The sequence below is a fragment of the Rhodococcus sp. 14C212 genome (assembly GCF_011058195.1).
Lineage (GTDB): Bacteria > Actinomycetota > Actinomycetes > Mycobacteriales > Mycobacteriaceae > Rhodococcus > Rhodococcus aetherivorans.
Genome location: NZ_JAALEH010000027.1, coordinates 1 through 21,867 on the forward strand (window position 1 = coordinate 1; position 21,867 = coordinate 21,867).

16 protein-coding genes and 1 pseudogene are annotated in these 21,867 nt (G+C 66.1%); 3 read left to right on the forward strand and 14 right to left on the reverse strand.

From position 1 onward, the window contains the following. Positions 1-822: 822 nt before the first annotated feature. The 6 genes from G6038_RS14120 to G6038_RS14145 form a co-directional block, all read right to left on the reverse strand. Positions 823-1,593, reverse strand: a complete 771-nt coding sequence (locus G6038_RS14120; protein ID WP_165038489.1) for a dienelactone hydrolase family protein — start codon at positions 1,591-1,593, stop codon at positions 823-825. Between the two features lie 769 nt (positions 1,594-2,362). Beyond that, on the reverse strand, positions 2,363-3,514 hold the full coding sequence (locus G6038_RS14125) for a zinc-binding dehydrogenase (RefSeq protein ID WP_165038490.1): 1,152 nt from the start codon (positions 3,512-3,514) through the stop codon (positions 2,363-2,365). Next, positions 3,511-4,341 carry an N-acyl homoserine lactonase family protein gene (locus G6038_RS14130; RefSeq protein ID WP_165038491.1) on the reverse strand — a complete coding sequence of 277 codons (831 nt, stop codon included), beginning with the start codon at positions 4,339-4,341 and terminating at the stop codon, positions 3,511-3,513. The genes G6038_RS14125 and G6038_RS14130 overlap by 4 nt, the downstream gene beginning before the upstream one ends. Positions 4,342-4,351: 10 nt before the next feature. Further along, a complete protein-coding gene (locus G6038_RS14135) occupies positions 4,352-5,821 on the reverse strand; it encodes an aldehyde dehydrogenase family protein (RefSeq protein WP_165038492.1) in 1,470 nt (489 codons plus the stop codon). A gap of 35 nt (positions 5,822-5,856) precedes the next feature. Further along, positions 5,857-7,182 carry an MFS transporter gene (locus G6038_RS14140; protein ID WP_165038493.1) on the reverse strand — a complete coding sequence of 442 codons (1,326 nt, stop codon included), beginning with the start codon at positions 7,180-7,182 and terminating at the stop codon, positions 5,857-5,859. Positions 7,183-7,442: 260 nt separating this feature from the next. Next, positions 7,443-8,225 carry an enoyl-CoA hydratase-related protein gene (locus G6038_RS14145; RefSeq protein WP_165038494.1) on the reverse strand — a complete coding sequence of 261 codons (783 nt, stop codon included), beginning with the start codon at positions 8,223-8,225 and terminating at the stop codon, positions 7,443-7,445. Positions 8,226-8,439: 214 nt separating this feature from the next. Here G6038_RS14145 and G6038_RS14150 point away from each other — a divergent pair, with 214 nt between their 5' ends. Continuing rightward, entirely contained in the window at positions 8,440-9,180 is a 741-nt protein-coding gene (locus tag G6038_RS14150; RefSeq protein WP_165038495.1) for a GntR family transcriptional regulator, read from the forward strand. A gap of 12 nt (positions 9,181-9,192) precedes the next feature. On the opposite strand, the gene G6038_RS14155 is transcribed toward G6038_RS14150, so the two are convergent. The 4 genes from G6038_RS14155 to G6038_RS14170 all read right to left on the reverse strand — a co-directional run bounded on the left by G6038_RS14155 (position 9,193) and on the right by G6038_RS14170 (position 14,198). After that, positions 9,193-10,245, reverse strand: a complete 1,053-nt coding sequence (locus G6038_RS14155; RefSeq protein WP_165038496.1) for an MBL fold metallo-hydrolase — start codon at positions 10,243-10,245, stop codon at positions 9,193-9,195. Continuing rightward, positions 10,242-11,429, reverse strand: a complete 1,188-nt coding sequence (locus G6038_RS14160) for a CoA transferase (protein ID WP_100055094.1) — start codon at positions 11,427-11,429, stop codon at positions 10,242-10,244. The genes G6038_RS14155 and G6038_RS14160 overlap by 4 nt, the downstream gene beginning before the upstream one ends. A 176-nt stretch (positions 11,430-11,605) precedes the next feature. Next, entirely contained in the window at positions 11,606-12,835 is a 1,230-nt protein-coding gene (locus G6038_RS14165; protein WP_165038497.1) for a CoA transferase, read from the reverse strand. Between the two features lie 166 nt (positions 12,836-13,001). Then, positions 13,002-14,198 (reverse strand): MaoC family dehydratase N-terminal domain-containing protein, encoded by a 1,197-nt coding sequence (locus G6038_RS14170; protein ID WP_165038498.1) that lies wholly within the window; start codon positions 14,196-14,198, stop codon positions 13,002-13,004. 155 nt (positions 14,199-14,353) lie between these two features. On the opposite strand from G6038_RS14170, the gene G6038_RS14175 reads away from it, so the two are divergent. Next, a complete protein-coding gene (locus G6038_RS14175) occupies positions 14,354-15,802 on the forward strand; it encodes an MFS transporter (protein ID WP_165038499.1) in 1,449 nt (482 codons plus the stop codon). Positions 15,803-16,013: 211 nt separating this feature from the next. On the opposite strand, the gene dctP is transcribed toward G6038_RS14175, so the two are convergent. From dctP to G6038_RS14190, 3 genes are read right to left on the reverse strand one after another with little or no spacing between them, the layout of a single operon-like run. Beyond that, a complete protein-coding gene (gene dctP, locus G6038_RS14180; protein WP_165038500.1) occupies positions 16,014-17,117 on the reverse strand; it encodes a TRAP transporter substrate-binding protein DctP in 1,104 nt (367 codons plus the stop codon). A gap of 39 nt (positions 17,118-17,156) precedes the next feature. Then, the gene (locus G6038_RS14185; RefSeq protein WP_165038501.1) at positions 17,157-18,449 is read right to left on the reverse strand and encodes a TRAP transporter large permease; all 1,293 of its coding nucleotides are present in this window, start codon (positions 18,447-18,449) and stop codon (positions 17,157-17,159) included. Continuing rightward, complete coding sequence (locus G6038_RS14190; RefSeq protein ID WP_165038502.1) at positions 18,439-18,942, reverse strand: TRAP transporter small permease subunit; 504 nt, start codon at positions 18,940-18,942, stop codon at positions 18,439-18,441. The genes G6038_RS14185 and G6038_RS14190 overlap by 11 nt, the downstream gene beginning before the upstream one ends. 548 nt (positions 18,943-19,490) lie before the next feature. On the opposite strand from G6038_RS14190, the pseudogene G6038_RS14195 reads away from it, so the two are divergent. Then, positions 19,491-20,199, forward strand: a pseudogene (locus tag G6038_RS14195) (Na+/H+ antiporter NhaA); the annotation flags it as partial. An 88-nt stretch (positions 20,200-20,287) separates the two neighbouring features. Here the strand turns inward: G6038_RS14195 and G6038_RS14200 are convergent. After that, on the reverse strand, positions 20,288-21,724 hold the full coding sequence (locus tag G6038_RS14200; protein WP_346772818.1) for an aldehyde dehydrogenase family protein: 1,437 nt from the start codon (positions 21,722-21,724) through the stop codon (positions 20,288-20,290). Between the last annotated feature and the right edge of the window lie 143 nt (positions 21,725-21,867).

Consider the following 21,867-nt stretch of genomic DNA (forward strand, 5'->3'; position numbering starts at 1 on the left):
CGTTGCTTGACTTTCCGGGCATCGGACTCCTCCCCGGAACCGGTCTTCTTCCCTGCCATTCGTCAATGATCAAGCAGCACGGCGCGAATCACGTGCAACGACACGCCCTATTACCGAAAGATCTTTATCATCAACCTCGTCGTTGTTGTCCGCGACTACCGCTGGAAGCGCAAGGACCGACTTCGACTCAGCACAGGCAGTGCCCGGTCGGTCTCGCTGCGCGTGAAAGCGCGACGCCGCCGACACCGCTTTCGAGTACGACGTGCACAACGAGGGCGCCGAACCGATTTTCGATGTCGTACTGTGGTCGTTCGCCCCGGACGGATCGCGGCAGACGTTCGCCGTGAACGGCGGTGTCGATCATCGGACCTGGCACGTCATTCCTGCCCACCAGTCGAAGAAGGCCGACGCCACGAGCGGCGCCACGAGCGTCGACGACCCCGCGATCAGTTCCCTTGTCTCCGCCTCTTGCGCGATTCGGGCGGTCAGCATTGGGGCCGCATCGGTCGGCGCGAACCGTTCCGGATCGAGGCACCCGCATCCCGACTACCGGGACCCACAGCGCCGCTCCTACCGACTCGGCGCAGCCACCCTGCGCCCGAACGGATAACCGCCCGAGAGCCCCCAACCCGGGCGACCCCGTCACAGCCGCTACCCGGTCGCCCGCAGGGGAACTCGGTCAACTCCGCGTCCGCCCAGGACGCGGCCGTACCCGATCCGCAGGTACGAGACCGGGCGGTGACGGGCAGATCAGGACGACGACGCTACTGTGACGATCACGCACCGCCCATCGAGTTCGATACCGCTCTACTCCCCGCGCGCTCAACCCGCAGTTGCCAGAAAATCCAGAACCCGCCGCCACGCATCATCACACTCGTTCACGAACTCCCCATGCCGGCGGTCGAAGAAGGAGTGTGGCGTACCGGGATACGTGACGAATTCGTGGTCGACGCCGTGGCGCGACAACGCCGCGTCGAAGCGGTCGATCATCTCAGGTGTGATACTCGGATCCGCTCCGCCGAACAGAGCAAGAATCGGCCCGGACATGTCGGCTGCTCGGTCCTCCGGCGACGGAAAAACTCCGAGACGAGTGCCGTCCAGCCCACCGTAGAACGCCACTGCACCGTCGATCGCCAACTGTGGAGTCGCCGTGCCGAGGTACGACTGCGACCCGCCAAAACAGAATCCGACAGTGACCACGCGGCGAGCACCCAGCGTCGACCTCAGATGGTCGACGGCCGCCGCGACATCCGTCTGGACCTGTTCGGGTGTGGTGCGCCCGATGTGACTCATGAAATCGAAGTCCTCGCCGCGCTCCCCCGTACCCGCGGTCCTACCGAAGTAGTCGATGGCGACAGCGTGGTGCCCGACCGAGGCGAACCGAACCGTCAATTGCCGGTAGTACTCGAACAGTCCTCGGACATCCGGCAGCACCACGACCGCGGTCTCGACCGCCGACTGTGCACGGGATACGAATGCGCGGAAGCGTCCGTCGCCTTCGCCCAGAATCAGATCGTAGGACTCGACATCAGAGATACCGGACGTAACGCCGTCGGGGATGGCCGGAGGAATCGCGGTAGGATCGAAACACATAAGACACTATTATATATAGATAGGAGCGAGGCGGCAGCATTGACCAGGCTCATCGAAAGTGGATCTGGCGCGCATTTCGCGGTTCTGTTGTGAGGCTTCGTCATACGGTGTGGATGACGCGTTTACGGAACAGCGAAGGAGCCAAGACGGTTCGCCGTCGCGGCTGACGGCGCTCATCCAGGCGGCGCGGTCACCTCCACGGCGATCGGTCATGACCTCGGCGGAGTCCCGGACCAAGCCTCCAGTGGCAGCCGGGGCGGGACTGCGTTCCCGAGCCCGTCTGGGGCGATTTCCATGGTAAGACGGGCGGCGTCGGTGCACCCGGCATTCAGACGTTCGTGATGAGAGGGTGTGAACTCGTCCGGCGAGACTGACACGGGATCGTGTCTTGCTCAGCAGATCCTCGACCTCGGTGGCCCGGGCGAACCGACGCACCACTCTGAGGTCGAGCGAGAGTGCGCCCGATCGCCGACAAGGACACTGTGTGCGCCCGCAAGTGCTGCCCCGCGGAATACCGTTCGCGGGTGCGCATCACGAGAGGCAGTTCGGATCCCACCTCAGGCTCGGGTGGTTGCAAGGCGGGGGTCTCGAGGTCGGTGTCGGCGGCGGGCGGGCATTCCGGATGAGCGCCATCAGCTTCGCGGTGACCTACAAGCACCAGGTAGTGCCCCACATTGCGCCCGTTGCCCTTGCACCACCAAGCGCCGCCACGCCCAGCAGCAGGAGTATTCGTGGAGCGAACGCTCCGACGTTCAAACGGATACCACTGTCATCCGTCGAGCCCTGCGATCCCGCTCCCATTGGGGAGGATTACCGGCTTTATCTCGGTCAGACCCTGCATCCCCCGGAGAGCATCGGTGACCTTTTCGAGTCCGAATCGATTGGACAGCATGCGATCGAAATCGAACTTGTCCTGGGTTGCACTCATGAACTGAAGCGCACGCCAGTATTCTGCCTCCGATGCCGAGAATGACCCGATGACATTGATATTGCCGCGGGTGATTGCGGTCGGCTCGAACTCCACGGTGTGGGGTCCGACCTGGCCGGCGACGAGAAATCGTCCACCTCGACGCGTCATTGCCAACCCCTCACCGAATGCGGTCCGGGCACCGGAGAACTCCATCACGACCTCTGCCCCGGCACCCTCGGTGAGCTCCTTGATCGCCTCTACCCGCGCCTCGGGGTCGGGGTGCCCCGAAACGGAGATGGTGTCCGTCGCTCCCCATGCTCGCGCCAGCTCCAGCCGATCGGCGGGATCTCCGATCACGATGACCCGGGTAGCGCCCAGATGCGAGGCCACCGCAGTCGCGAACAGGCCGAGCGGACCGGCGCCTTGGATCACCACGGTCTGCCAGGACTGCAGCGGACCGAGCTGATCGAATGCCTTGATCACCGTGCGGAGCGCGCAGCTCGACGCCGACGCCCATTCGGACTTCACATTTGCCGGGATCTTGATCTTGCGCGAGGTGGGATAGACGTAGCAGTAGTCTGCGAATCCCCCGACGAGGTAGGGGAACCTCTCGCAGTTGACTCCATAATTGCTGCGGTTTGGACACAGGTTCGGCTGGTTTGCGACGGTACAGTGATAGCAGCTGCCGCACCGTCCCTGGGTGAACACGATCCGGTCACCCGGCACAAGTGGGGCTCCGACAACGTCGGTGGTGCCATCCGGGCCCAGCGCCACCACGGTGCCGGCCATCTCGTGGCCCGGAATGATCGGCAGTTCCAGTGGCCGGATCGCAGACAGCGAGCCGTCCCACAGGTGAACGTCGCTGCCGCACACCGTTGCCGCGTCGATCCTGACCAATACTGCTCCGGCTTCGAGTTCGGGGACGGCGACCTCCCGCACCTCGAGTGGTTCGTTGAAGGCCGTCACCACTGCGGCCCGTGCGGTCCGGGGAACCTCGAGGTTCGTCGTCATCGCGCTGCCCCTTCCAGATTGTCGTGTTCCACCGGATGCGCGATCACGGCGGTGAGGTCGAAGCAGTCCTTCTCAACCTCGGCGAAGGTCTGGCTCACCCGGGGGTCGTGGCCGGGGATCACCACCGTTCCCTTGCGGCCGTTCAGGTTCCGAATCTGCTCGTAACCGGCGAACATGTCCTCGAGATTGTGGAACATGGCGAACGGACGGTCGGTCTCGTACTCCTCGGCGAAGTGGGCGGCGTCCGAAGCCAGCACCACCTTCCCCGAGGTCGCCGATATCTCGACGAGCATCTGCCCGGGGGTGTGCCCGCCGATCGTCCACGCCTCGATGCCCGGCAACACTTCAGTGCGGGTGTCGACGAAGTGGAATCGTCCGTCCCGAGCGAAGTTCTGGATCATCGTACGTTCCTCTTCCTCGACCACCCAGCAGGTCGGGAACCGGTTCGCGTAGGGCCCGGTTATCCAGTCGAACTCCGTACGAGCAAGGGTGAACTCGGCGTTCGGAAAGAGGCCGATGTTCCCGACGTGGTCGTAATGGGCGTGCGAGATCACGACGTGGTCGACCTCGCCCGCGGCGACACCCATCCGGGAGAGCAGCGCGAGGGGATTGGTACCGACGTACCGACCCTTCCGCGCGGCGCGGTCGGTGTCGTACCCGCAGTCGACAAGAACGGTCTTGTTGCCGCTCTTCAGCAGCCAGAAGGACCAGTCCACGTGCTGTTCGGAATCCGGCTGCCCGGACAGGTGGTGGCCGTAGAAGTACGAGGAACGCTTGCCGACGCTCCGGGCGTAGCGAAGCGCGTGAACCGAATACTGGTCGGACATGGCTACCTCCCTACTTGACCGGCCACTGGATGTGGACCGGCTCGAGGAACTCTCGGATTCCCGCCTCGCCGAACTCCCGCCCGATGCCGCTGTTCTTCCAGCCACCGTTCGGGGCGTCCGGCCGCTTCGGACCGCCGCCGTTGATCGACACCTGCCCGACGTCGAGCCGCGGCGCCAGCTCCATCGCCTCGTCGTGGGGTCCCCACACGGTGGCATGCAGTCCGAAGGTGGAGTCGTTGGCGATGGCCACCGCCTCGTCGATCGTGTCGTAGGTCTGCACGCTGGCGACCGGACCGAAGATCTCCTCCTGGTTGCAGCGGGCGTCGTTGCCGAGTCCGCCGATCAGGGTGGGCGGTACCCACCAGCCCGCGCCCTGCGGCTCGTGACCGCGGGCCAGCACCGTGCCCCCGTCGCTGAGCGCGTTGTCGATGTGGCCGAGCACGCTCGCGCGATGGCGTTCGCTGATGACCGGTCCGACCAGTGTCCGGGTGTCCCAGGGATCGCCCACCGGAACCGACTCGAAGTAGGCGCGGCTGGCCGCGAGGAAGGCGTCGAGTTGGGCTCGGTGCAGCAGGATTCGCGTCGGCGATGCGCATCCCTGCCCGGCGTTGCGCAGGTATCGGGAGTGGATCGGCTCGACGACGGACTCGGCGTCCGCGGAGGGCAGCACGATCGCAGCGGACTTGCCGCCGAGCTCGAGCACGACGTCCCGCAGACCTTCCGCTGCGGTCGCCATGACCGCCCTACCCGCCGGGACGGAGCCGGTGAAACTGACCTTGGCCACCTCGGGCCGCGAGATCAGGTGCTGCGCGGCGTCGACTCCACCCGCCAGGACGCTCACCGAGGACTCGGGCCAGCCGGCTTCCTGAACGTAGCGGCCGAAATTGAGGATGCCCAGTGGCGCGTTCGGCGACGACAGCAGAATGCTCGGGCACCCGGCTGCGTACGCGGCGCCGACCTTGATCGCGGCGAAGAGCAAGGGATAGTTGTAGGCGGCGATCCCGGCGATGACCCCCGCCGGGCGATAGATCACCTTCGAATCGCTGGCCGGAGGACCGGGGAACACCCCGAGGTGTTCGGTGCGATCGATCAGCGTGGCCTGCGCCATCCACCGCAGCACACTGATGGGGGTGTCCACGTGGAGGCCCTGGGCGGTGGAGACCGGGGTGCCGATTTCGTTCACCGATACTGCGAGGAGCTCGTCGGCGCGCGCTTCGAACACATCCGCCAGTCGGTCCAGCGCGGCCGAGCGCTCCTTGGCGTCACCCATCTCGTCGCGGTCCAGTCCGGCGCGGGCGATCGCCGCGGCACGGTCGATCTGGGCGGGACTCGCCTCCGCCACCTCGGCGACCACCTCCTCGGTGGCCGGGTTGTACACCGGGAAGTCGGGCCCCCGGCCGCGCTCGAAGGTGCCGCCGATTCTCAGGTCGAGTTCCTGGTCGACGCAGGTGGACCGGGCCGGGTGCAACGAGCTGCTCATCTGCCTTTTCCTTTTTGTTGTGTGACTCGCGGGGATCAAGCCGTCGCGGGCACGGATTCGGTGGCGGGTTCGGCCTCTCGCGTGGCCGCCAGCAGGTGCCGGGTGTTCTTCCAGAGGGCAACGGTAAGCACGAAGGAGATCGCGAACAACAGCGATGCTGCGAGGTACATCGTTTTGCCGCTGACCAAGGTGATCGCGTAGCCGGCCACGATCGGAGCGAGGATGGAGCCGAACCGGCTGATGCCGTACATGTAGCCGAGTCCCTTACCTCGTAGCTTCACCGGGTAGAGCTGCGGCGCAGCGGACACATAGGCGGTCATCGAGGCGAATGCCGCGAATCCGAGAACCGTGGCGGCGCCCATCGCGATGCCCCCTTCCATCGTCATCGCGAACACGAGCTGGGAGACGATCGCGATCCCGAGAAAGATCCAGCCGAGTTTGGGGGCAGCGACTCGAATGCCGATGATGCCGAAAGTGATTGCGCCGATCATCGCGCCGACGCTGATCAGGGTGCCGACCGTGGTTCCGACGTCGGCACTGCCGCTCTCGTTGGCGATCAACTGCGGGGTCCAGGATGCGACGAAGTAGTAGGCGGCGGTGAGGATCGCGTAGGCCGACCACAGCAACAGCGAACGCTTGCGGAACACGCTGTCGAGCAACGAGGCCTTCGTCTCGACACTCGTCTCCACCGGGTCGACCGGCGCCTTCGCGTCCGGATCGACATCCTCGAGACCCATGCGATCCGCGATCTTCGCGATGCGCCGCTTCGCATCGGGAGTCCCCTGCGCGACCAGGAAAGACAGCGACTCGGGCATCAGGGCGACGATGTACACCAGGATCACCGCGGTCAGGGCCGCGCCGGCCCAGAAGAACACCTGCCACGCCCCACCGAACGCGTTCACCAGCGACAGTCCAATGATCCCACCCCCGATCGTTCCGATCGAGAAGCCGATCGTGACCAGGCCAGCCGCGAGATTCCGCTTGTCCGCGGCCGCGTACTCCTGAGCGATCAAGATGCTCAGGGTCGCCAACACGCCGACCGCGACCCCGGTGAAGAAGCGAGTCACGAACATCACCTCGACGTTCGGTGCAAGCGCGGTTCCGATCATTGCGACCAGGTTGAGTGCCACGCCTGCGATCAGCAGGGTACGACGGCCGAGCCGGTCGGCCATCGGGGCGACCAAGATGGCGCCGACGGCCATTCCGATCAGCCCGGTGCTGATCAGCCAGCCCTTCACCGCGGACGACGCGAACCCGTCCGGTAGGTGCGGCAACGCGAATCCGACTACAGAGAGGTCATAGCCGTCTGCCAGGTTGCAGAGCAAGGCTCCGAAGATCACCAGGTACTGACGGAATGTCATGCGGCTGTTAGCCACTGCGGACGTGACGTCCATATTCTCGCCCTTCCAGCAGAGAGTCAAAAGTATCGATCGCCCAAGCCTGTGGACACCACCGGAGTGCGATTAGAATATATCCTCTATTGTTTTTCGCGGTGTGTCAAGGCTCACTCTCCTGTCTGGATCAGGTGCACATCACGTGCACCGACGCCGGCGACGTCATGCGGCACCCCCTGCTTCCACCGGGCCCGGAGCTCCGCAGAAGCATGGAGCACGACCGTCGACTACCGGCCGACAAAAACACCCTTGCGCTTCTCCCTGAAGGCCGCCATCGCCTCCACCGAATCCTCGGTGGATTGGATGATCGCCTGATGGGAAGAGATCAGATCCAAGGACGCCGCCAGGGGCAGCGTTTCGCCGTGAACGGTGGCGCGCTTGATCATTCGCATCGCCAGCGGCGGCTGCTCCGCCAGGCGGCAGGCGAGTTCGTCGAGCTTGGCGTCGAACTCACCGTCCGGGTAGACGTGGTTCACCAGACCGATCTCCAGCGCGGTCTCGGCATCGACGAAGTCCCCGGTCCACAGCAACTCCAGGGCCTTTGCCTTACCTACGAGCCGGGGAAGGAAGTGGCATCCACCGTCTCCGGGCAGCAGTCCGACCCTGATGTAGCCCTCCGACATCCGAGCACTCTCCGCCGCGACGCGGATGTCCGCCATCAACGCCATGTCCATTCCGGCGCCCACCGCGACACCCGACACGCCGGCGATGTACGGCTTGTCGAAGCGTTCGACCGCGCGCGCGACGATGTGCACTCGATCGGTCAGCATGGCCTTGTCGGAATACGGGGTGGCACGTTCGGTGGCGAAGTCCTCCAAATCGACTCCCGCGCAGAACGCACCGCCGGCACCGGAGACCGTCACCACACGAACGGCATCGTCGTGCTGTGCATTGTCGAGAATGGACGCCCAGTCCTCGAGCATTCCGAAGGTGAAGGCGTTCTTGCGGTGCGGCCGGTTCAGCAGGATGCGACCTACCCCGCCCTCGACGGTGAACTCGATGTCTGCCATTGGTTCAGCTCCTCCATGTGATTGGATAATCTAGAATATACTATTTATGAGTCCTCGAAAAGGGTGCGGCGGCAACAGACTCGGGCCTGAGCTGGCCCATGCGACCGATAGATTCGGTCAGCGCACGAGGGAACGAACCGTCCGGTTTCCGGACGTTCAGCGCCGGGTCGCGATAGTATAGTATTTAGCCCCACTCCCCGAGAGAGGTACAGCCGTGGCGACCGCAAAGACAGCCGGAGCAGCGAAGGACAACAGGCCGGAGACACTGGTCTCGTTCATCGAGCGCCGCATCGAGACGGCGATCGCCGAGGGCGAGTACGGCAGCGGGGCCCGCTTGTCCCCCTCCGCCCTGGCCAAGGAATTCGAGGTCTCCCACATCCCGGTGCGCGAAGCGCTCAGTTCGCTGGCGGCGAAGGGCTTCATCGACTACCGGCAGGCGCGCGGTTTCTTCACCCGCGACCTGAGCTTCGATGAACTCGACGACATCTACACCTGGCGCACGGTGCTCGAAACCGAGGCGCTCAGGCTGGCGATGCCCAAGATCACCGAGGACGACATCGCGGAAATGCGCGGCATCCTCGAGGAGGAGAGCCACAAGCTCAGCGCCGCGGATCGCCTCGAATACCTCGAGCTGAACCGCAGGTTCCACTTCGTCGCGTTCAACCGGGTCGGGTCTCCGGTGTTGCTGCACCTACTGGGCTATCTGTGGGACATCACCAAGCCGTACACCGCGGCGGAGTTGATCGAGAGCACCCAGGGGCACGAGGACCACCTTCGCCAACTCGAGCTGTTCGAGGCCCGCGACATCGACGGCATGATCGCGGCGATGGACGCGCACCGCGGTTACCGCCGCAACATGCAGCGCGACCGCGAGGCGCGCATGGATGAGCCCGCGCCCGCGAAGAAGGCGCGGGCGAGAAAGCCGGCTGCGCGGAAGTCGACCGCCGGCAAATAACACCCGCGCTGGTCACGCGGTCTCGCGGCGAGGCATTCCGTCCGCGGCGCGGGACCAGCGTTCGGGGACCTCCGCATCGACGGCGAGCCGGCCCTCGTTGCGGAGCCGGTACAGGTGGGCGTGGGTCTCGCCGATCGCCTGTCGGCGCCCGCGCGAGGCCAGCTGCTCGAACGGCCGAGCCCACTTCAATGCCTGGGTCACCTCCCATACCGTCTCCGCGCCCGAGGCAACGACCGCCTCGACCTCCCGGCCGCGTTCGTCCTGGTGATTCTGCAGGAACTGTAGCCGAGGCTCGAGCGTGTCGAAGGCCCATTCGTGACCGGGCAGCACCAACGCATCGGACGCGACCCGCAGGCGTTCGAGGGAGCGGGAGTAGTCCGCCAGTGGGTCGTCGCCGTAGCCCGGCCGCCGGGAGACGTTCGGGGTGACCCGGGGCAGCACGTGATCGCCGGTGAACACCAGGTTCCGTTCGGTGTCGTGGAAGCACAGGTGGCCGGGGGTGTGACCCGGGGTGTGCAGTGCCACCAATGAGCCACGGGTGGCGGGCACCTTGTCCCCGTCGCCCAACAGGATGTCGGGGCGAACCGACGCGAAGCCCGAGGTGAGTTCCGCTTCCTCTCTGTGGATCTCGTCGAGGACATGGGTCGGCACACCGCACCGGGTCAGCCAGACGGTCATGTCCTCGATGCGGGCTCGGATCGACGGCTCGTCCCGGACGACGTGCGGCAGCTCCCCCGGATGCATCGCGATCCAGGCGTCGGTGTGCTTCTGTACCCGGTCGGCCAGGCCGTAGTGGTCGGGGTGGACGTGGGTGACCAGCACACCGAGCAGGGAATCCAACCCCGCTCCGGCGCGCTTGAGGCCGAGCTGGAAGGCTTCCCAGGATTCGTCGGAGTTCCAGCCCAGGTCGACCGCGATCACGCCCCGGTCGACCGCAACGAGGTAGCCGAACGAGTAGGCCAGCGGGCTGGGGAAGGGCAGGGTGGTACCCCACACCCCGCGGGCGAAGGCGGTGCCGGTGACCCCTGCCTTGCGGGCCGGGTCCGCTGTTCCCGCCGCGCTCACAGCACACCGTCCTCGCGGAGCTTGCCGACCTCGTCTGCCGACATTCCCAGTCGAGAGGTGAGCACCTCGTCGGTGTGCTCACCGAGTCCGCCGGCGCGGGCGGGCTCGACGAGGGGCGAATCGGACAGCAGGATCGGGCTGCCGAGCGTGGTCCACTCTCCCCGCTCGTCGACCATCCGGCGGATGATGCCCCGCTCGCGCACGTGTGGATCCTCGAGCAACTCGGGTAGCGTAACGACTGGGGCGCACGGGATCTTGGCTGCCTGGAGAGCCTTGACCAGCTCGTCCTTGGGCCGTTGCTGCGTCCACCGCTCGATCAGAGTGTCGACCTCGACATCGTTGGCGCATCGACCCGCCATGTCGGCGAAGCGCTCGTCAGCGAGGTCCGGGTCGCCGATCAGCGCGCACAGTCGGTCCCAGTGTGCCTGTGTCGGTGCGAGCAGGGTGATCCAGCCGTCGCTCGCCCGGAAGGCGTTGTAGGGCACGACCGCCAGGCCCCCGTGCCGGTTGCCGGTCCGCTCCGGGATGGTGCCCTCGCTGTTGAGCCATCCCGCAATGTTCGAGGTCAGGGCTGGGATGATTGCGTCCTGGAGAGCCACTTCGACGTGCTGGCCACGTCCGGTGACGGTGCGTTGGTAGAGGGCGGCTGTCACGCCGGCTACCAGGTGCGTGCCGGCCATGATGTCGACGACCGACGGGCCGGTGCGGACCGGTGGGCCGTCGTCGAAGCCGGTCGTGCTCATGACAGCGGTACGAGCCTGGATGGTCAGGTCCATTGCCGGCTCGCCTGCATACGGACCGAAGGAGCCGAACCCGCTACCCGAGGCCATGATCAGGCGCGGATTGACCTGGCTCAATTGCTCGTAACCCAGGCCGAAGCGCTCCATCGCGCCCGGAGACAGGTTCTGCACCAGCACATCGGACTCGCGGACGAGCGAACGCAAGATCTCCTGACCGGCGGGATGCTTGAGGTCGAGTCGCACCGTGCATTTGCCCGCGTTCATGAACTGGAACTGCACGGACATGCCTTCGTCGTCGACCGTGGGTAGGCGACGATAGGGATCGCCCTCCGGGGCTTCGATCTTCACGACGTCGGCACCGAGCCGGGCCATCAGCATGGTGGCGTACGGTGCCATGTAGAACTGCCCGAGGCAGATCACCTTCACGCCCTCGAGAGCTGTCACGACGTACTCCTCCAACTAGTTCGATCAGGCGGGGATGCGCCTGTGGTTCGCGGGTTCGACAGTCTTGGAGACCGAGTCCGATTCAGTGGAACGAATGTCCTCGGGCGCGGCTGCCGGCAGCCGCGCCCGAGTGTTCTTCTATGGCCTCCACTCGGCGCCACCGAAGACGCTTGGAGCTACGAGGAGACGTCGACCCGGTCCACTCCCACCGCGCCGGTGGATAGCAGCCGGTCGATCTCTTCCTCGCCCTTGCCGAGCACGTCCTGCAGCACGTCCACCGAGTGTTCACCGATTCTCGGCGGAGTCTGCGATTCGGCGAGCGGCCAGGACGAGGAGCGTACCGGGAATCGTGCTGTGGGACAAGCAATTCCGTCTCGACCGACGTCCTGGACGATCTGGTTGTACTGTGCTTGCTCGCTCGCGACCGCCTCGTGCAGCTCCAGCACCGGGCTGGCCGGTACATCCGCGGCCTTGAGAGTGTCCAGCCACTGCTCGCGGGTGCGGGTGCGGAAGATGTCCTCGAGCATCGGAGCCAGCACGCTCCGGTTCTCCAGCCGCTTGGCGTTGGTTTCGAAGCGGGGATCTTCGGGCCATTCCGGACGATCGACAGCGAGGCACAGTCGCCGCCAGAAGCCCTGGGTGAAGGCACCGACCATGACGTACGCGCCGTCCGAGCACTCGAAAGCCTGGTAGGGCACGATCTGGGCGTGGGTTCGGCCGCAGCGCGGAACGGTCTCGCCGAGGCCGGCGACGGCGGGCAGGTAGTTCGACATCAGCGCGATGCTGCTGTCGAGCATGGCGACCTCGATGTGCTGACCCTCGGGATGTTGGTTCCGCACGTAGAGTGCGCTGAGGATGCCGACGGTCCCGAAGAGTCCGGTGCTGAAGTCGCTGATCGGGGCGCCGACCCGGACCGGGCCGCCGCCGACCTCGCCGGTGATGCCCATCAGACCGGAGACGGCCTGCATGATGATGTCGTTCGCCGGTCGGTCGCTGAGCGGGCCCTCGGGGCCGAAGGCCGACAACGAGCAGTAGACGACACCGGGCCGTCGGGCGGCGATCTGCTCGAATCCGAGTCCGAGACGGTCCATCACGCCCGGCCGGAAGTTCTGGACGACGATGTCGCACTTCTCGGCGAGTTGGAGCGCGACTTCCCGGCCCTGCGGGGTCCCGAGATCGAGGGCGATACCGCGCTTGTTCCGGTTGAGGGCGACGTAGTAGTCACTCTCGAGGGGGCCGAGCATCGGCTTGCCCATGTGGCGCGAGCCGTCTCCTCGTCCCGGCTTCTCCACCTTGATGACCTCGGCTCCGAGGTCGGCCAACATCACGGTGGCGAAGGGGCCGGCCGCCGCGTGGGTGAAGTCGAGAACGCGGATCCCCTTCATGGGGCGCTGAACTGTGGTCATGAGAGAGCTCCTCGATTCCGGAGGCACCGGAACTGGTGATGAATGGTCGCCCGCTGCGGGCACCGGCATCGGCGAGTGTGTCGACAGGCCGCGCCGCGAAGGGTCCGAGACGGCGCGGCCTGCCGTACTGGCTCAGGAACGGTTGTTTCCTGGCCAGCTGCCGGGGTTAAGCCCGGCCGTCTTCCTGGATGTCGATCGGGAACTGGATCGGGCCCGTTTCCTTGCTCGGCAGAGCGAAGATCACGGTGCCCGGCATGACGTCCTGTCCACGCTGGTTGATCGAGGTGAACTTGCCCTTGACGTAGCCGGTGCCGGTCTTGGCACCACGCCACTTGTCGACGATCTCACCCTTGATCCGGTACACGTCGCCGATGAACACCATGTTGCGGTACTGGAAGTCGAGGTCGGCCACCCAGCCCTCGTCGCCCGGGTAGAGGCTGGCCCAGTAGGTGGCGTAGCCGCCACGCTGCGAACCGTAATCGTACGGGGCCGGCATACCGATCTCGGCGGCCATGAAGTCGTCCCAGTGCACTCGCTCGATCGCCTGCGGGATACCCGTCTTCGGATCGGTGACCGCAACCTTGGGGGACTGGCGGCGGTAGTCGAGCCAATACTTGCCGGCGCGCACGTGCGGCGAACCGATGCCCTGCAGCCACGCCACCATCTCCGGCACGGTCAGCGGGCCCTTGACGACCGGATCGATGGCGTCACCGACCTGCACGTCCTCCCAGTAACGGGTCTCGGCACCCCGGGGCTTCTCGGCGTCGAGCTCGGCATCGATCTGCGCAATCTCTTCGGCGGTGTACGTAGCAAGTTCCAGGGTGGCGTTCTTGCCGGTCGACTTGGACTCGCCACGCTCCATGCGGAAGATCGGCATGGTCTGGATGGCGACCAGCTCGTCATGCTGGTTGTAGTAGCGGATCTCGTCGGCCTGCACGAGCATCCTGTTCGCCATCCGGCCTTCCTTGAAGTCGGCCTTGATCAGCTCCTTGGTGGCCCGCAGCACGTCACCGTTACGCACCGGCTGGAAGAACTGCCAGTGATCACCGGAGTGCAGGCCGTGCACTCCGGGCAGGCCCTGCCCGCGGCGCAGATCCCAGCTGCCCCAAGCGACTCCGTAGAAGATGCCGGGAGGTGCGATCACGTCGCCGTGCGGGCCGCTCTTCGCGTACTCCTCGTCGAGGTACAGCGGGTTCTGGTCGCCCACCGCGCGGGCGAAGTGCGTGATGCTGTCCGGGTTGATGTGCCGGATGTACGGCTTCTCGATGGGCATTACCTTGCCCAGGCGGCTGCGCAGCCGGGCGACAGCCTCGTCCGACATGGTGCCGTATTCCGCGCTGACGTCCACGGTTTCGGTAGTCATACCCACTCCTTGGTTCTCCGGGTGCTTCGGTAGCTACAATATATTATAGCTAACCAGGTGACAAGAGCCGCGTTTCACAGGCTGCGAAAGACAGCCCGACCTCGGCTTTCCCGGTGTCGGTGCACCGACCTACGAACACGTGAAGGACGCATCGGATGAGCACATGCACCGCCCGCCCCGCCCTGCTGCCGGTCCTGGTCTACGCCAGCCTGACCAGTGCGGTTGTCAGCTCGCTGGGCATGCTGCTGGTACCGACGATCTCGCGCGACATGGACGTCTCCGTCAGCACTACGCAGTGGATGCTGACCGTCAATCTCCTCGTCGGTGCGGTGGCCACACCGATCATGGGTCGGCTCAGCGACGGCCGACACCAGAAGCGCCTCCTGTTGGTCTCGCTCGCCGTGATCCTCGTCGGGTCGGTCATCGCCGCGGCCGCCCCGAACTTCCCGATCTTCCTTCTGGGACGGGCACTGCAGGGCCTGTCCTACGGGATCGTCCCGGTCACGATCGCACTCGCTCGCCGTTATCTGCCGGAGGAGTCTGTGCGACCTGCCATTTCGAGCCTGTCGATAGCCGTCGCGGCAGGGATGGGCGTGGGCTATCCGCTCACCGGCGTGCTCGCGAGCGAGTTGGGCTTCCGCTCGGCCTTCGGGTTCGCGGCGGTGTTCCTGCTCACCGCGGCAGCCGCGGTGCACCGAGTGGTGCCCGACGGTCCCGACCTGCACGCCCTTCGCGGCACCTTCGATGCGGCAGGGGCCGTCCTGCTCGGTCTCGGGCTCTCGGCGCTGCTGCTGGTGGTCAGCGAAGGCTCGAACTGGGGCTGGACGTCGGGTTGGACGCTCGGCGCCGTACTTGTTGCCGCTGTCCTGCTCGTCGCCTGGACAGTGGTCGAGCTACGAACGGGGGATCCTCTGGTCGACCTGCGGGTGTTCCGCAATGCGGACGTCGTGCTCGAAAACGGCACCGCGATCGGGCTCGGCGCCGCCCTGTATGTCGGCCTGTCGGTCGGTGGGTTGGCCGCACAGGCGCCGACGTCCACCGAGTACGGCGTCGGCCTGCCCCTGTTCTGGGCGGGTTTCGTGATGCTCCCATTGTCAGTGGGAAGTCTCGGCGCCGGTCGACTGGTCCGGATGCTCACCCGGCGGGTTCAGATGACGACGATGCTACCGATCGGCGCCGCTGTGATGACCGCCTCTGCCGTTCGGCTCTGGCAGGTACACGACAACCTCGCCGGGATCCTGGGCGGAATGCTGCTGTTCGGCATCGGACTCGGCACCACGTATGCGGCCATGCCGGCCCTGATCGCGCGGAACGTCGCCGCCGTCCAACTCGGCAGCGCGGTGAGCTTCAACCAAGTGCTTCGCACCGTCGGCGGCGCGTTCGGCAGTGCGGTCTCGGGCGCGGTACTGGCCACCCACCTGGCCTCGGACCACCATCCGACCGAGGCCGGGATCAGTCTGGCCTTTGCGGTCGGAGCTGTCTGCAGTGCCGCGGTACTGACGGCACTCTGCTGCAATTGCATTCGTGACCGTCGAGGGCGGTCGAGGGCCGCCGTATGCTCCGACACACGCGAACCACTCCACGCCGACCGCGATACCGACTGAAACGCAGCGACTGTTGCCTGCTTTCGGTCCGACCCCGTCGGGCCGGATCACCGCTGCCGAAGAGGTGATCCTGGTCGGTTCTGTCCAGCAGGTTCATGTCTCATCGCCGGGTTGTCCCACCCGGCCGCGAAGCCGGTGCCTTCCGTATCGAGGCGGAAGGCACCGGCTTCGGTGCGGCTAAGTCACGGTGGAGCGATCCCTACTACGACTCTCAGGAGCCGCTCGCAGTAGCGTGCCGACGCTCGAGGGCATCCGCCCAGGCCTCCAGCACCTCGCGAGCCGGCTTGCCCGGCCGCTCGCGTTGGGCCACCCACTCCTCCTGGGACTGCTTCATGGCCGGCCCGAGGTCGGCCAACTCCTGCGAGGTGAGCTGATAGAACTCGACGTCCGAAGACATCGACTCGAGATTCTTGGTGTTCTCGTCGGCGTAGAAGGCCGCCAGCGTCGCCAGCGCCACCTCCCGCGCCTCGGCCATCGCGGTCCGGATGTCCTCCGGCAGGTTCTGCCAGGCCTCCTCGCGGATCGCCAGCACGGTCGGTCCGGCGCCGAAGGGAGCGTTGGTCGACGCCGAGCGGGTCACCTCGTCGAGGGCCGCAGCGGGCATGGACTCGAGGGTGTTGATGCCGGCGTCGATCGTTCCGCGCTGCATGGCCTCGTACACCTCGCCCGAACTCATGTGAACGGGGGCGGCACCGAGGTTCTTGACGACGAAGTCGGATGCGCCACCGGCGCTGCGCACCGTCAATCCCCGCCAGTCTTCTCTGGTGCGCACCGATTCACCGGCGCCGAGCAGCTGGTACTTGCCGGCCAGAATCCCCATCACCGGACGAACGTTCTTCGGGAGATAGTCCTTCTCACCGAGGATCCCACTGAGCAGCTCCCAGTAGGCGCCCTGCATCGATTCCAGCGAATCCTCGGCGCCGAAGCCGGGTACCGCAGGGACATCGCTCAACGGCAGCTCCGCTCCGGCGGCGTTCGCCGGCACGAAGTAACCGAGGTCGATCACTCCCGAGCGGATTGCCGAGAAGACATCGTTGGCCTCGATGAGCTGGCCGGCCGGGAAGTACTCGAACTTCACCCGCCCCGCGGTTCGCGTCTCGACCTCGTCCATCCACACCTCGAGCGCGTTCTTGGTGATGGCGTGCCGGGTCGAGAACTGGTGCGCGAAGCGCAGGGTGATCGTGCCGTCGTCGGCAACCTCGCCGCGCTGCACCGCGGAGCTGCAGCCGGACAGCAACAGTGCGCTGGTGAGTACTGCGGCAAGCAGTCCGGCGCCGCCTCCTCGCCTGTTCTTGAGGGATTTGAACGTGATCACGGAAGTGGTGTCCTCTCGTATGGTGCACAGTCGAGCCGGTTACCCGCGCAACGAGGGCAGGAAGGTGACGATGGTCGGGAAGGCGATGATCAGCGCCGCCGTGGCGACAGCGGCAATGTAGAACCGGGTCACACCCCGGAAGGCCACACCTAGATCTCCCCCGGACGCGCCTGAAGCGACGTACACGTTGATCCCTACCGGCGGAGTGATCAATCCCAACTCGATGACCAGAACGACCATGATGCCGAACCAGATCGGGTCGTACCCCAAACCGACGACGAGAGGGAAGAACACCGGCAGGGTCAGCAGCATCATGCCGAGCCCGTCCATGAAGCAGCCGAGGACGGCGTAGACCAGGCACACGAGCACGATGACCAGCAGCGGCGGGATGCCTGATTCCTTGATCGTCTCGGTCAGGCTCTGCGTGACGCCGGTCAGAGTCAGGAACTGGGTGAAGAGCTTGGCGCCGATGACGATGATGAACACCGCCGCGGTGATCTCCGCGGTGCGCCGAAGCGCGGTCAGGATTCCGTTCCACCGCAGTCTGCCGAAGATCATCGCGACGATCAGCGCGCCGAAGGCGCCCACGGCACCGGCCTCGGTGGCGGTGACGATGCCCGAGTACATGCCACCCAGGACGAGCGTGACGAGCAGGATCGCCGGTCCGGTGTGCCGGACCGACTCGAGACGTTCCCGCCAGGTGGTTTCCGGGGTGGGCGGGGCGATCTCCGGACGCATCCGCTGCCACACCACAATCGTGCCCACGAAGAGCAGCCCCAGGATGATGCCCGGAACGATGCCTGCAGTGAACAGGTCGACGATCGACGTCTCGGTGGTGATGCCGTACATCAGCAGCGGCACACTGGGCGGAATCATCACAGCTAGGGTGCCGGACGAGGCGACCGAGGACAGCGACAGGCGGTCGTGATAGCCGCTCTTACGCATCTCGGGAATACAGATTCGCGACAGGCTCGCCGTGGCGGCCACACTCGAGCCGGAAATGGTGCCCATACCGGCGCCGGCTCCCACGCTGGCGATGGCGAGGCCACCCGGTAGCCGCCCGAACCAGGCTCTCGCGGCATCGAACAATCTGCCGACGATCGTGCTCGCGCCGAGGAACTCGGCCATCAGGATGAACATCGGCAACGCGGTCAAGCTGAAGCTTTGCGTCGCACCGTGTGGTCCGGTGGACAGCAGTGCGGCTGGGGTGTCGAAACCGTCGATGGCCCACAGACCGGCGATGCCGGCTCCGGCCATCGCGAATCCGACCGGGGTTCCGAGCGCCAGAAGGACGATCAGCACCAGGACCGGCCCGAGAACCTCAAACAACATCGGCGTGCCTTTCTGCTTCGCGCTCGTCGTCTGCCTCGCGTGCAACGCCGGCGGTGGCGATCTGCCAGAGGCCGCGCACGATTGCGCCGGCGAGGCCGATCGGGACGAACACCCAGGACAGGCCCAGCGGGAGCGGTGGGTAGCCGCCCAGGACCGCCCCCCACGCGCCGCCGAGCTCGTGGAGGGCGCCCTCGAGCATCACCATCATGATCAGGACCACGATCACGTTCACCAGCACCTTGCAGATCAGACGCCCGCGCGTACCCAATCGATCGACGACCAGGGTCGCCGAGATGTGCGCGTCCACCGCCTGCACGCGCGGAAGAGCGAGGAAGACGAGCGCCGGCATGAAGTACAGCAGCGTGACGTTCATGGCCCCGGGAAGGGGACTCTGGAACAGGTAGCGTGCCGCGGCGTTGGCCACGGTCAGCAGCATGACCACGGTGAGGGCACCGAGCGCAAGTGTTTCCAGGACCCAGTCGACGGCCTTCATCGCCCGATCCACCTGCCGTACCGGTTGTGGCCGCTCCCGCATGGTGTCCGCAGGCTCCGTCCTCGGCTCGGCAGTGTCGAGGGCGGTTTCGGCACTCATGGTCGCCTCCGATCCGGTTCGAGAACGCTGCGCGGCCGCTCGCCGGCGGAACGTGGGTGTAGCTGACTCATTGCATATCCCCTTGTCAGACGGATGTGTCGCTCCCGCCAGTCGGAACACCAGTGGCGATTTCCCGGCTCAGCATTGTGAGCCGCAACACAGGTAAATGATATACTGTAGATTAGCTTCGGCGTCAACGGCAGTCGTGATGTGCAACGCCTCCGAAAAGTTTCGACCGTTGCCTCCGATCCGTATCCGAACCCTCGAGTAGGCAATGCACTGCGTCCCAAAGGTGTTCGGCACAGCCACCGCGGCGGGTTGCAGTTTCCGCCGAAGACGCCGCCGCAGGTACCCGATCGGAGGATTGCCCGTGTCCGCTGCACCCGTTCGCCTGCGCGCGATGCCGCTCGCCGGCCGCATCGCGACCATCCTGCGACAGGACACCGTATGGGCTGTTGACCATTTTCTTCTTCGTGGTCGCGGTCGAGCTCAAACGCGAGTTCGTCACAGGCCAGTTGCGTGACCCCCGCCGCGCCGTCCTGCCGATCGCCGCGGCAGTGGGGGCATGTCAGTGCCCGCGGCGATCTACGTGCTGGTCAACCACAGCGACGGCGCGGAGGCACTGGTCGGCTGGGCCGCTCTGACCGCCACCGACATCGCCTTGGCGGTCCTCGGCGCACATCTCCTCGGCCCTGCACACCCTTCTGCTCACCCTCGCCGGGGTGGACGACCTCCTCGCAGTCGGCGCAATCGCCGTCTTCTACAGCGAGGACACCAATGTGCTCGCCTTCGCCGCGGCGGCACTGCCCCTGCTCGCCTCGCCTGGGCCACCGACGCAGCATCGGAAGCGTTTGGCCGCTGGCGCCTTTGCCCGCCGCGACCTGGCTGGCGGTGCACGAATCCGGAGTCCACACCACCATCGCCGGCGTCCTGCTCGGACTGGTCGTTCCCGCGCGGTGTGCCCATCGCAGCGGACTGCGAATGCTCGAACACTTCGAGCACCGCCTGCGGCCGCTCTCGGCCGGGCTCACCGCAACGCTGTTCGCCTTCTTCGCCGCCGGTGTCGCCGTCGGAGGACTCGGTGGCCTGGTGGCCGCCACCACGGATCTGCTCTTTGTCAGCGTCGCCGCCGCCCTCGTGGCCGGCAAGGTGATCGGGCACTGCCGACCTGAGCACCCACCGACCACAGGGGCCCTCCGACCCTCGGTCGGAGGGCCCCTGTCCGCGCGGACGAGGGTCGGGCCGCTCAGCCGTTGAGCACGAAGAGCCGCTCCTCGGTCATCTCTCGAACCGCGAACTTCGGTCCCTCCCTGCCGATACCACTGTCCTTCACACCGCCGTACGGCATCTGGTCCGCGCGCCACCGCGAGGTTCCGTTGACGATCACCCCGCCGGTTCGCACGTTGCGCAGCGTCGCCAGCGCGAGGTCCAGGGAGTTGGTGAAGATCCCGCACTGCAAGCCGTACGGGCTGGCGCTGATCTCTTCGAAGATCGGCTCGATCTGCTCGTAGGGCTGCACCGACAGTACCGGGCCGAAGATCTCGTCCGTCACGATGTCCATCGACGAGTCGACGCGAGTGAGAACGGTGGCGTCCAGTTGCGCTCCGTTGCGGTTGCCGCCGCAGAGCAACTCGGCGCCGCGGTCGAGCGCCCGCGTGACCATGCCCGAGACCCGGATCGCGGCCTGCTCGTCGATCAGGGTGCCGACCTCCGTTGCCTGGTCGAGCGGATCGCCGAACCGGATCGAGCGTGCCTCCCGCACGAGTGCCTCGAGGAACTCCTCATGGCGGTCCCGGTGGACGAACACGTTCTGCACCGATACGCAGCTCTGACCGGCCAGTTGGATTCCGTTGCGCGCGCATGCCGTTGCCGCGGCTGCCAGATCGGCGTCGTGGTGCACGAAGGTCGGTCCCACCCCGCCGAGTTCGAGGGCCACGCGCTTCATCCCGACGTCCCGGCGGATGATCTTGCCGACCGGGATGGACCCGGTGAAGCTGACGAAGTCCACCCGCGGATCCGCCACCAGTTTCGAACCCACGAGATCGCCGTAGACGACGTTGACGGCACCGTCCGGGACCCCCGCCTCCACTACGGCTTCGATCATCATGTGCACGCACAGCGGCGCCTTCGGCGACGGCTTGATCACCACGGCGTTGCCGGCGGCGAGGGCGGGACCGAGTTTGTGAGCGGCGAGGTTGATCGGCGCGTTGAAGGGCGTGATCGCGGCAACGACCCCCACCGGGAACCGCATGACCATCGCGATTTTTCCCGCGCCGGCAACCGAGGCGTCCATCGGGACGTGTTCGCCTTCGATGCGCACAGCCTCCTCGGCCGACAGGCGCAGGGTGTCGACGGCCCGCTCGACCTCCACCACCGCGTCCTGGATCGCCTTGCCGGTCTCGCGCGTCATGACCTCACCGATCTCGCGGGCACGTGCGAGCAGAGTGTCGGCGATCCGGTGCAGCATCTTCGCGCGCTCGTACCCCGGCATCCGGGCCATCGCGGCGCTCGCGGCGTGCGCGGCCGCGAGGGCGTCATCGAGATCCCGCTCCGAGGAGACGGGCATGCGTCCGACCACGTCGCCGCGCCAGGGGTCGTAGACCTCCTGGGCGGTGTCCCCGTCCCGCCATTGCTTCCCGATCAACATCCGGGCGATGACCGGTTGTGAGTTGCTACCCGACACGTTCGTTCTCCTCTGTGTTGCGACGCTGCACCGGTCCGCACTCGGGCGAAGGTACGGGGCGCACCCGAGTGTCCGAGATCACCATAGAGTGTATATTGTTTATCAACTGAAGGACCAGTCACACCAGGAACACCCGGCGCCGA